This is a genomic window from Mesonia sp. K7 (assembly GCF_003233725.1).
Lineage (GTDB): Bacteria > Bacteroidota > Bacteroidia > Flavobacteriales > Flavobacteriaceae > Mesonia.
The window spans coordinates 13927-25627 of the sequence record NZ_QKQV01000007.1; the positions used below are offsets into that span (position 1 = coordinate 13927).

General features: G+C 38.1%; 11 protein-coding genes and 1 tRNA gene. 5 read left to right on the forward strand and 7 right to left on the reverse strand.

All coding sequences use genetic code 11. The features are described from left to right. Nucleotides 1-6: 6 nt before the first annotated feature. The 5 genes from murC to DNG35_RS06470 all read left to right on the forward strand — a co-directional run bounded on the left by murC (nucleotide 7) and on the right by DNG35_RS06470 (nucleotide 5968). A complete protein-coding gene (murC, locus tag DNG35_RS06450; protein ID WP_111127104.1) occupies nucleotides 7-1365 on the forward strand; it encodes a UDP-N-acetylmuramate--L-alanine ligase in 1359 nt (452 codons plus the stop codon). Then, nucleotides 1352-2068 (forward strand): cell division protein FtsQ/DivIB, encoded by a 717-nt coding sequence (locus DNG35_RS06455; RefSeq protein ID WP_111127106.1) that lies wholly within the window; start codon nucleotides 1352-1354, stop codon nucleotides 2066-2068. Before murC ends, DNG35_RS06455 begins: the two co-directional genes overlap by 14 nt. A gap of 12 nt (nucleotides 2069-2080) precedes the next feature. Beyond that, the gene (ftsA, locus tag DNG35_RS06460) at nucleotides 2081-3451 is read left to right on the forward strand and encodes a cell division protein FtsA (protein WP_111127108.1); all 1371 of its coding nucleotides are present in this window, start codon (nucleotides 2081-2083) and stop codon (nucleotides 3449-3451) included. A gap of 47 nt (nucleotides 3452-3498) precedes the next feature. Next, the gene (ftsZ, locus tag DNG35_RS06465) at nucleotides 3499-5436 is read left to right on the forward strand and encodes a cell division protein FtsZ (RefSeq protein ID WP_111127110.1); all 1938 of its coding nucleotides are present in this window, start codon (nucleotides 3499-3501) and stop codon (nucleotides 5434-5436) included. An 82-nt stretch (nucleotides 5437-5518) separates the two neighbouring features. Further along, the gene (locus DNG35_RS06470; RefSeq protein ID WP_111127112.1) at nucleotides 5519-5968 is read left to right on the forward strand and encodes a GatB/YqeY domain-containing protein; all 450 of its coding nucleotides are present in this window, start codon (nucleotides 5519-5521) and stop codon (nucleotides 5966-5968) included. A 168-nt stretch (nucleotides 5969-6136) separates the two neighbouring features. Here DNG35_RS06470 and DNG35_RS06475 read toward each other — a convergent pair. The 7 genes from DNG35_RS06475 to DNG35_RS06505 all read right to left on the reverse strand — a co-directional run bounded on the left by DNG35_RS06475 (nucleotide 6137) and on the right by DNG35_RS06505 (nucleotide 11698). Next, nucleotides 6137-6210: transfer RNA gene (locus DNG35_RS06475), tRNA-Arg, on the reverse strand. A gap of 31 nt (nucleotides 6211-6241) precedes the next feature. Continuing rightward, a complete protein-coding gene (locus tag DNG35_RS06480) occupies nucleotides 6242-6724 on the reverse strand; it encodes a DUF192 domain-containing protein (protein WP_111127114.1) in 483 nt (160 codons plus the stop codon). Next, the gene (gene lgt / locus DNG35_RS06485) at nucleotides 6717-7541 is read right to left on the reverse strand and encodes a prolipoprotein diacylglyceryl transferase (protein ID WP_111127116.1); all 825 of its coding nucleotides are present in this window, start codon (nucleotides 7539-7541) and stop codon (nucleotides 6717-6719) included. The genes DNG35_RS06480 and lgt overlap by 8 nt, the downstream gene beginning before the upstream one ends. Nucleotides 7542-7596: 55 nt before the next feature. Further along, the gene (yidD, locus tag DNG35_RS06490; protein ID WP_111127118.1) at nucleotides 7597-7836 is read right to left on the reverse strand and encodes a membrane protein insertion efficiency factor YidD; all 240 of its coding nucleotides are present in this window, start codon (nucleotides 7834-7836) and stop codon (nucleotides 7597-7599) included. Between the two features lies 1 nt (nucleotide 7837). Then, nucleotides 7838-9331: a cysteine--tRNA ligase gene (gene cysS / locus DNG35_RS06495; RefSeq protein WP_111127120.1), complete on the reverse strand. Its 1494-nt coding sequence runs from the start codon at nucleotides 9329-9331 to the stop codon at nucleotides 7838-7840. Nucleotides 9332-9347: 16 nt separating this feature from the next. After that, nucleotides 9348-10025 (reverse strand): GTP cyclohydrolase I FolE, encoded by a 678-nt coding sequence (folE, locus tag DNG35_RS06500; RefSeq protein WP_111127122.1) that lies wholly within the window; start codon nucleotides 10023-10025, stop codon nucleotides 9348-9350. Nucleotides 10026-10165: 140 nt separating this feature from the next. Next, nucleotides 10166-11698 carry an OmpP1/FadL family transporter gene (locus DNG35_RS06505; RefSeq protein ID WP_111127124.1) on the reverse strand — a complete coding sequence of 511 codons (1533 nt, stop codon included), beginning with the start codon at nucleotides 11696-11698 and terminating at the stop codon, nucleotides 10166-10168. Between the last annotated feature and the right edge of the window lie 3 nt (nucleotides 11699-11701).

Genomic DNA, 11701 nt, shown 5'->3' on the forward strand with positions numbered 1-11701 from the left:
AAGCGCTTGAAAAATTTAAGTCACATACAGCATTTTGTATTTCTCGGCATCGGTGGAATAGGAATGAGTGCCATTGCACGTTATTTTGCGCTGCAAAACAAGCAAGTTTGTGGTTATGACAGAACACAAACCCAACTGACGACGACCTTGCAAAATGAAGGAGTAGATGTGATTTATACGCAAGAGATACAGCAGCTATTCGTAAATAAAAATATTGAAAAAGAAAACACCATAGTGATATTTACTCCCGCTGTTTCAAAGGATAATCTTTTGTATATCTATTTCCTTGAAAAAGGATTTAGGATGATGAAACGAGCACAGATTTTAGGCGAAATCACAAAAGATTTACCAACTTTAGCGGTTGCTGGTACCCATGGGAAAACCACGACAACTGCCATCTTAGCACATATTTTGAAACAGTGTGGAGTTAAATTAACCGCTTTTCTGGGCGGAATTTCAGAAAATTATAAGACCAATTTTATCTCAGACGGGAACGAAGTGGTTGTAGTAGAAGCCGACGAGTTTGATCGCTCTTTTCTGCAACTCACGCCAAATATTGCAGCCATCACTTCTATGGATGCCGATCATTTGGATATTTACCAAGAAAGAAACCTATTAGAGACTTCGTTTAGAGACTTTGCAGCAAAAGTAAGTTCAGAAGATTTGTATGTTGCTCAAGGTTTGCCTTTACAAGGGAAAACTATTGGTTTTGAAGCCTCAGCGGATATTCATATCACAAACATCAAAATAAAAAACGGAACTTACATTTTCGATGTGATTTCACAAGATTTTCAACTTACAAACATCCAGTCTTTTTTGCCGGGAAGGCATAATCTTTTTAATGCCACAGTTGCAATTGTTTTGGCAATTGCTTTTGGATTAGATGCTACAGAAGTAGCGTCAAAAGTAGAAAGTTTTAAAGGGGTAGAACGAAGATTTACCTACCACCTCAAAACCAATAATTTGTTAATTATTGAAGATTATGCTCATCATCCAAACGAAATCAGTGCGGTATATGAGGCAGCACGAGAATTATATCCCAATAAAAAAATAAGTGTGATTTTTCAGCCGCATTTATATAGCCGAACCAAAGATTTTGCAGACGATTTTGCTACTAGTTTAAGTGCTTTTGATGAGGTAAACTTATTAGAAATTTACCCAGCTAGAGAAATACCCATCGAGGGAATTAACGCCCAGTTTTTATTAGAAAAAATCAATAATAAAGATAAAAAAATAGTCAAAAAAGAAGCATTGTCTGCTCTTGTGAAACACAGTGATGCACAAGTGTTTATGTTTTTGGGTGCAGGAGATATTGGTGACGAAGTACCAAAAGTTATAAAAAAATTACCGTATGAAAAAGTTTAAAGAACTCTTCTTTTTTTTGGTGTTGTTGGGCGTCATTGCTTTTCTCTACAGCTTTTCTGTAAAGAGAAATGCCAAGAAACCCATAGCAGAAATTGCTATCGAATTTACCAACGGTGACAATTTATATATCAACGAATTAGACGTTAATAACTTGTTGATACAAAATAAGACCGAGTTTAAAAATCAATCAAAAGATGTTTTAGATTTGAATGAGTTGGAGCGTAAACTCGAAAAAAATCCAATGATTTACGATGCAGAAGTTTACATAGATGTCGAAGGAAAATTAGGGGCAATTATCACACAAAGACAACCTGTGGCAAGGGTTTTTGGAGAACAAGGGTTTTACATCGATACGCATGGTGAAAAAATGCCTTTATCAGAGAATTATGCAGCGAGAGTTCCGTTGGTGAAAAATGTGAGTGAGAAACAGATGATGGCAATTCATCCTTTTCTGATGAAAATTCAAGAAGATGAGTTTTTGAAAAAAGAAGTCATCGCCATGAGTATAGAAAAAAACAACGAATTGGTTTTGTTGCTGCGCGATTACGATTTTGAAGTTTTTTTTGGCAAGCTTCAGCAAATAGATGAAAAAGTAGAAAAACTAAAAGTGTTTTGTCAAAACTATAGTCAACAACCAGTAAAAGTAGCTTACGACAAAATCAGTTTAAAGTATAAAAATCAAGTAGTAGGTACTAGAAAATAACCTGAATTAAGAATGGAAAATAACCAAATTGCAGTAGGATTAGACATTGGAACTACAAAAATTGTAGCCATGATTGGTCGCAATAATGAGTACGGTAAAATGGAAATTCTTGGGGTAGGAAAATCAAAGAGTTTGGGTGTTCATCGCGGTGTGGTCAACAATATTACGCAAACCATACAGTCGATACAGCAAGCTGTACAAGAAGCAGAAGACAATTCTGGGGTGAAGATAGAAGATGTGGTCGTTGGTATCGCTGGTCAGCATATTAGAAGTTTGCAACATAGCGATTACATCACTAGGCCTAATTCAGACGAGGTAATTAGTGCCAAAGATATCGATAAGCTCTGCAATCAGGTACACAAATTGGTCATGCTTCCGGGAGAGGAAATTATCCATGTGTTGCCGCAAGAATTTAAAGTAGACGGTCAAGCCGAAATCAATGAACCGATCGGAATGTATGGCGGAAGGTTAGAAGCCAATTTCCACGTGGTAGTGGGGCAGATTTCTTCGATAAGAAATATTGGCAGGTGTGTAAAGAGTGCAGGTTTAGAGCTTTCAGGGGTAACTTTAGAACCACTGGCTTCCGCGCAAGCGGTCTTGAGCCAAGAAGAAAAAGAAGCAGGAGTTGCGCTCATCGATATTGGTGGCGGAACAACCGATCTCGCTATTTTTAAAGACGGTATTATCCGACATACGGCTGTCATCCCTTTTGGTGGAAATGTGATTACAGAAGATATCAAAGAAGGTTGTTCGATTATTGAGAAGCAGGCTGAGATGCTAAAAATAAAATTTGGTTCGGCTTGGCCAGGAGAAAACAAAGACAATGAGATTGTTTCTATTCCCGGACTCAGGGGTAGAGAGCCAAAAGAAATTACACTAAAAAACCTTTCTAAGATCATACATTACCGTGTGGTTGAAATTATCGAACAGGTTTATTTGGAAATCAAAAATTACGGCCACGAAGAACAAAAGAAAAAACTTATTGCCGGTATTGTGATTACAGGAGGAGGAGCACAACTCAAACACCTCAAGCAATTGGTAGAGTACATTACGGGGATGGATACGAGAGTAGGCTTTCCTAACGAACATTTGGCTGGTGATACGAGCGAAGAGGCAACTAGCCCGATGTTTGCCACGGCAGTTGGTTTGGTGATGAACAGTTTAGAGAAAAAGAAAAATAAAGAAAACGATTCTGACCAAGATAAAGAAGTAGAGGAAAAAGTTACGGAAGGCGCCAAAGAAATGAATGTTGATGCAGCCACACCGTCAGAAAATACCATAGAAGAGGAAGAGCAAAAACCATCTTCTAAAAAGGAAATCAGAAAAAATATTTTCGAAAAATGGTTCGAAAACTTTAAAGATTTTTTAGACAACGCAGAATAAAAAGAAGCTAAGAAAAAGAAAAAAGATAAACCCAAAAATAAATTATTATGAGCAGCACAGATTTTGACATTTCATTCGATCTCCCCAAAAACCAATCCAATGTGATCAAAGTAATTGGAGTTGGCGGCGGCGGCTCTAATGCCATCAATCACATGTTTGAGCAAGGTATTAAAGGAGTAGACTTTGTGGTATGTAATACCGATGCACAAGCCCTACAAAACAGTCCTGTGCCCATTAAAATTCAATTGGGTGTTAACCTTACCGAAGGTTTAGGTGCAGGTGCAAATCCAGAAGTAGGGGAAAAAGCAGCTTTAGAAAGTTTCGACGAACTTAAAAATATGCTCACCACCAATACAAAAATGGTTTTTATCACGGCTGGAATGGGTGGCGGAACGGGAACGGGAGCAGCACCAATTATCGCTAAGCAAGCCAAAGATATGGATATCTTAACGGTGGGTATTGTAACCATTCCGTTTATGTTTGAGGGTAAAACCAGAAACGAACAAGCACAAATTGGTGTAGAAAAACTACGTAAAAATGTAGATTCGCTTATCGTCATCAACAACAACAAGCTTAGAGAAGTATACGGAAATTTAGGGTTTAAAGCCGGTTTCTCAAAAGCAGATGAGGTTTTAGCTACCGCTTCACGCGGAATTGCAGAAGTTATCACGCACCACTATACACAAAACATCGATTTACGTGACGCCAAAACCGTTCTTGCCAATAGCGGAACAGCGATTATGGGTTCTGCGGTAGCTTCAGGAACCAATCGTGCACAATTGGCTATCAGCAAAGCATTGGATTCACCATTGCTAAATGACAATAAAATACAAGGTGCCAAAAACGTATTGCTATTGATTGTTTCCGGCTCTGAAGAAATTACGATTGATGAAATCGGAGAAATCAACGACCACATCCAGCAAGAAGCGGGTCACAGTGCCAATATCATCATGGGTGTTGGTGACGACGAGAGTTTAGAAGACTCTATTTCGGTTACCATTATTGCCACGGGTTTTAACCTTGAGCAACAAAACGTGATTGTAAATACCGAGGCAAAAAAAATCATTCATACGTTAGAAGATGAACAAAAGGCAGAACACGATTTGTCTCCGAAGTCTACAGGAATGAGCAAACCTGTTTCACAACCACTTCCAAAGGAGGAGGAACAAGTGCAAAACAGAATTGTTCATACCTTAGAAGAAGAAGTTCAGCCCGTAACAAAAGTAAAAGAAGTAAAAAATGAAAATTCGCTTGAAGCGGAAATGAATTTGATTCCCACTTCAGAATTGATTAGAAATATGGAAGTTTCTTACGAAGAAATTAACTACAACGAAGAAGATTTTGTGATTATCGATACAACAGAAGACATTCAAGAAATTGAAGTGAATAATGCGGTAGAAGTTGAGAGTGATTTTAAGGAAGAACAGAACTTATTTTCGTTTGATTTTCCGATGGAAAAAGAAGAGAAGAAAATACCTGTCGAAAGTGAGGAAAAAGTGGTGTATCGTTTAGATGATGATACAGAAGCTAAACAAACACCAAAAGCGGAAGAAAATGTAAACAATGATGAAGCGGTAAAATATAATCTTGATGATTATATGGAGTTAGAAGAAAAACTGACCAATGCTCAACCAAGTGTACAAGAACCAAAGGAAGAAATCAAAGTAGAAACAAAAGAAATTCCAGCGAAAGCGGAAGAAAAAGCAGACGAAGAAATAGATCCTTTTAACAATCCAATTTCAGAAGAGCTGATAGCCAGAGCTGCAGAACGTCGGGCAAAGATGAAAAACTTTAATTATAAGTTTAGAAACCAAGCCAATATCGACGAGATTGAGAAACAACCAGCTTACAAAAGAGCAGGAATGGAATTGGACAACGATAAAAAACCATCCGAAAAACTTTCAAGAACATCGGTAAGCAATGATAGCAATGATGAAATAAGTTTACGTACCAACAACTCTTTTCTACACGATAATGTAGACTAAAGTAAACTTATATGGTCATGGTTAACCCGAAGTTGATGATCACTTCGGGTTTTTTATTTATCTTCGTAAAAATTTTTGAAAAATGAGTTTAGAACAAGACGTCATGCAGCAAATGAAAGCTGCGATGAAAAATAAAGATACGGTTGCGTTAGAGGCTCTTAGAGCTGTAAAAAGTGCTATTTTATTGGCTAAAACCGATGCGGGTGCTCAAGAATTGAGTGGCGATGACGAGCTAAAATTGGTGCAAAAATTGGTAAAACAACGTAAAGATAGTGCGCAAATCTATCAAGAACAAGGACGTGAAGATTTAGCGGCACCAGAAATCGAACAAGCCAAAGTCATCGAGCAGTTTTTACCAGAACAATTAAGCGAAGAGAAAATTGCGGCTATTGTCAAAGATATTATCCAGCAAACAGGAGCTACAGGAATGCAAGATATGGGGAAAGTGATGGGTGCCGCTTCTCAAGAAATGGCGGGTAAAGCTGACGGAAAAACCATTTCTACAATTGTAAAACAACAATTGAGTAAGTAAAAGTATAGAGCCTTATTAATATTAAAAAAGGATGCAGAACAGCATCCTTTTTCATTTTAGGTAATAACGGAAGGATTTTATTTCCTGACAAAGCTCCGCTTTGAAAATCAAAAACAAACTAAAATAAAAAAGCAAGCTTTATATTTTAGCTTGCTTTTAATTTATTCGTGACCCCGGCAGGATTCAAACCTGCAACCCTCAGAGCCGAAATCTGATGCGCTATTCAGTTGCGCCACGGAGCCTTAAAGTCCTTGCAAAAATAGCAATCTAAAATTATTTTTCCAATTGAAACTCCACTGAATCATTCACCTGTATATTCCACTGGTCGGTAAAACCAGCATTTACTTCCAACACATATTTGGCAGGAGCTTGTGCAGATATAGGTTGTGAACTTCTCGGTGTAGTATTTTTATTGATTTCTACGACTTGATTTTTGGCATTGATATACACTAGATCTAAAGCAATATAGGTGTTTTTCATATAAAAGTTTGGACGTGGTCGCTCGTTTTCGTAGATAAACAACATGCCTTGGTGAGGTTGCATGCTTTCGCGATACATCAAACCTGTTTGCTGTTCATAATCAGAAACGGCGGTTTCGATGTCAATTTTGGTAAGTATTTCGCTGTTCTTATAAAAAGTGAGTTCGCCGTCTTTGGTAAAACTTACTTCAGACGTTTCAACCTTGTTTTTTTTATTATCTTCTTTACAAGCAATGATGACGCTTAGGCTGAATAACACAAAAATAAACTTATGCATCTTGAGGAGTATTAGATTTTCTAAACAACAAGTATAAGCCTATCAGAATAAACGGAATACTCAACCATTGTCCGGTATTGAGTGCCCAAGTAGCGCGTTCTTCTACTTGTGCTTCTTTCCAGAATTCGATGACCAATCGTACGGTCCAAAGCATCACGAGAAACAATCCAAAAATAAAGCCTAATTTTTCACTTTTGTTGGTTTTCCAATAAGTGAAATATAAAATCAAGAAAACCACCACATAACAAGCAGCTTCATACAATTGAGTAGGATGTCTTGGGAAATCTTCGCCCAATTGTTTAAAGATGACACCAAAATCACTGTTGGTAGGCTTTCCGATAATTTCTGAGTTGATAAAATTTCCCAAACGGATAAAAACGCCACCCGAAGCTACCGCAATGACAATGCGGTCTAAAATCCATAAAATAGGTTTCTGAATCACCTTTTTCGAATAAAAATACATTGCCAAGATGATTCCAATTGCGGCTCCGTGACTTGCCAAACCTTGAAAGCCCGTAAACTCAAATTCAGGGTTAAAACTCACCGGTAGAATAATCGATAACGGATCTTCAACAAACAATTCTTGCTGATAAAAAATAACGTGCCCTAATCTTGCACCTACCAAGGTCGCAATAACGGTATACATAAAAAGCTTGTCGAGTTTTTCTTGGCTGAGGTTTTCTCTTTTATATATCGCTTTCATCAGGTACCAACCTAAACCAAAAGCTACAAGGTACATCAAACTGTAATAGCGAACCATAAAAAAACCTAAGTCGATACCCTTAGAAGGGTCCCAAGTAATTGCGTCGAAAATCATCACGTAATTTTAAAATTTTGGTAAATATAGGTTGAATAATACGGATTTGTAGTAATTATTCTTCTTTTTTGGGCACAGGATCATAACCGCTTTTTCCCCAAGGATGACATTTACTTATACGTTTAATTGCTAACAGCAAACCTCTTCCTAGTCCATGAACTTCTAGGGCTTCTTTGGCGTAATGTGAACAAGTAGGGGTAAACCGACAACTTGCAGGTGTCAAAGGTGAAATAAGCGTTTGGTAGAATTTTATCAGTAACAAAAAAGGCGCTATGAGTATTTTTTTGAGCGACATCTTATTTGATACTAAAAGTCGTCCCGTCTTTGCCGTCTTTCAGTTCGATACCCATTCTAGCAAGTTCGTCTCTTATTTGATCGCTTAAAGCGAAATCTTTATCGTCACGGGCTTTTTTACGTAACGTAATCAGTAAATCGATCACTTGACTGAGCTTGTTGTCTTTTCCGTTTTCAGAAGTACTTCCATTCATCACGGGAACCAAGCCTAACACCTCAAAAGTAAAATCGTGTAGGGTCTTTTCTAACGTCGCTTTATCGGTTTCCGAAATTGTCGCTTGGTTAGTCGCTACCGAATTGATAAATTTTACTGCTTCAAATAAATGTGCAATTAAAACAGGGCTGTTAAAATCGTCATTCATTGCATCGTAGCAATCTTGTTTCCATTTTGAGATGTCAAAACTCGATGGCTCACTGGTCGAAAGATTGGGTAATAAAGCAATCGCTTCCATCAAACGGAAAAAACCTTTTTCAGAAGCTTGCAATGCATCATCTGAAAAGTCTAAAATGCTTCTGTAGTTTGCCTGAAGCATAAAAAAGCGTGTTACCGAGGGATGATATGCTTTGCTTAAAATATTATTGTCTCCAGAAAAAATTTCCTCTGGAAGGATATTGTTCCCGGTACTTTTTGCCATTTTCTTTCCGTTAAGGGTAAGCATATTGGCGTGCATCCAGTAATTGACAGGGTCGTGACCTGTTCCGGCTTTTCCTTGTGCGATTTCACACTCGTGGTGCGGGAATTTTAAATCCATTCCGCCGCCGTGAATGTCAAAACGTTCGCCGAGATATTTAGTGCTCATCACAGAACACTCCAAATGCCAGCCCGGAAACCCAACGCCCCACGGCGAAGGCCAACGCATAATGTGTTGCGGTTCGGCTTTTTTCCATAAAGCAAAATCCTGCGGGTTTTTCTTATCCGATTGGGCGGTAAGTTCACGTGTGTTGGCAATCATATCTTCCAACTTACGCTTGCTTAAAGTGCCATAATGGTTGGTTTCGTTGTATTTTAACACATCAAAATAGACAGAGCCTTGAGCTTCGTAGGCGAACCCGTTATTGATGATTTCTTTGATAAATTCTATTTGCTCGACAATATGACCAGTGGCGGTAGGCTCGATACTTGGCGCAATATTGTTAAATTTTTGTAAGGTATTGTGAAAATCGACAGTGTACATTTGTACAATTTCCATCGGTTCGAGCTCTTCGAGGCGTGCTTTTTTGGCAATTCTGTCTTCGCCTTCTTCTGCATCGTTCTCGAGGTGTCCGGCATCGGTAATATTTCGCACATAGCGAACTTTATACCCCAAATGTTTGAGGTACCTAAATACTAAATCAAAAGAAATAAAAGTGCGGCAATTTCCTAAATGTACGTTGCTGTAAACGGTTGGCCCACAAACGTACATCCCAACATAGCCTGGAGTAATCGATTGAAACACTTCTTTTTCTCCCGTAAGGGAATTGTATATTTTTAAATTTTGATTTTCGTATAAAGGCATTTTGTTGATGCGTTTTTTAAAATTCGGTATCCATATTGATGTAGTCGAGAAATTCTCTTTTGGTAGCGGCTTCTTTAAACTTTCCGCCAAATTCGCTAGTCACGGTACTGCTTTCTATATCCCTGATACCGCGACTGTTCACGCATAAATGCTTGGCATCGATCACACAAGCGACGTCTTGAGTGCCTAAAACTTCTTGGAGCTCTCTCACAATTTGCATGGTCATGCGTTCTTGTACTTGCGGTCTTTTGGCATAATAATCGACAATACGGTTCATTTTTGATAAACCAACAACGGTTCCGTTAGAAATATAAGCGACGTGAGCTCTTCCAACGATAGGTAACAAATGATGCTCGCAGGTAGAATAAACCGTAATGTTTTTTTCGACCAGCATTTCGCCGTATTTATATTTGTTTTCAAAGGTAGAGGCTTTTGGCTTTTTATCTGGATGTAATCCATCAAAAAGCTCTTTCACAAACATCTTTGCCACCCGTTTTGGTGTACCTTTTAGACTGTCGTCGGTTAGGTCCATTCCTAAAGTCTCTAACATGTTTTTGACGTCCTGTTCAATAAGGTCAATTTTTTCTTCATCAGACTTTTCGAAAGCGTCTTTTCTTATCGGATTTTCTGTACTCGATGAAATATGATTGTCACCTTGCTCTTCAATCTCCTCAAATAATTTATCTATTTTCATCAATCTTTAATTCTAATAAATTGGGTGCAAAGATAAGTAATTTGAACGGTTTTTGAATTATTTATAATTTCAAATTGCTGTAGCTGAAAAAAGCTGCTCAAAGAGACAGCTTTTTGTAGTGTCTTCACGAAAGTGATTTTTTAAAAATCGAACGAAAGCGAAAGGATGATATTATGCCTTTCGTTTTCTATCTGAATAGGTTGGCTAATACCTGAATCTGAAGCGAAGGTCTGAAAATCTTGTGATGAATAGTCATAAGCTGCATCGAGTTTTATTTCGCCAAAGTCATAGCCAATTCCACCGGAATAACCATTTAAATCGCTCATTAAATCCTTGTTTTCATAAGGGCTTTCTTCCATACGGTAACCTGCTCTAAAACTCCATTTATTGTAACGGTATTCACCACCAAGTCGGTAAGTTGAAGCCGAAGTGAATAAAGTTTCCATTGCTTGATTTTGTGCGTCGTAATCATAAGTGCCCTCAGTTGCCGAAAGTCGAGTGTTGCTATAATCTTTATAGCTGTAGTCAAAACTAATCAAGCCAAACTGTTTGAACACCAGTCCTAAACTACCGGTTACTTTTCCAGGATTTTTCAGTCTATAATTAGGGTATACATTAATAACGTTCGGATCTGCATAAACTTCGCCAAACTCGTTACTATAAGTATATAGGAATTGGGTGGTTTCATCAGAAATGCTGTACCAAGTGGGTGAGTGGTAAGTGGCACCTACACGAACATAATCATTGAGGTTGGCAATCGCACCCACTTGTGTGGAAAAACCAATCCCAACAGAGGAAAGGCTGTTTTGAAAGTAGATGTTGTTGATCTCACTTTGATTTCCAATAATTTCGTCAAAACCGGTCGTTCTTTCGTAATAAAGGGTATGTAAATTAAGATTTACACCCACATTCAATTTCTCATATAGCTGTATCGAACCGTTAAAGGATAACTTTCCGTTATAACCTCGTGAGGAATGACTGTAAAATTGGTCAAAACTTGAGCCCGTTACATTGGAAGTATAAGCAGTGTTATCTAAATTGTTTGGGTCATTTGCATCAAATAAAAAAGCTTCATACCCTAAATAAGCACTTTGTAATTCTGAGTTGGAAATATTTAGATTGTCAAAGCGGGTTTCTCCTAAATAAATATATAAATCTTGTAAACTTTCACCATTTCTTGGAGTGAAGTAATCTAGCGGAACACCGTTGGCTAAACCTTCAAAATAGCTAGCAATAGACGTTGAATTTTCTCCTTGAGCATTATAGCGTCTATTCAAACCATTAAGCATATCGTAAGTAATACCAAACGCTAGCTTGTTGATGGTAGCTGCTTCGTTGGTATTGTTAAAGACAAAAACGGCACCCGCTTGCTCGATGTTAAACGAATTGTTTCGTCTATTTTCAAGGTTGTCTATAAAAGTAGCATCGTTGGTATAAGTTTCGCTGGAAAGCGTAAAGGTTGCATAATTATGGAGGAAGATTGCCGAACCTGCAGGGTTGACCTTCAAAGCGGATAAATCACCGCCCAGTGAACCGAAAGCTCCTCCCATTCCGATAAAACGCGCACTTCCCGATAGTCGCTCTTGCGAAAAGAGCAAAGCATCTTCTGTAGTTTGACTAAAAAGACTTAAGCTTGAGAGTCCAACTAATAAAAGGGTAAAAATAGGTTTCATAGC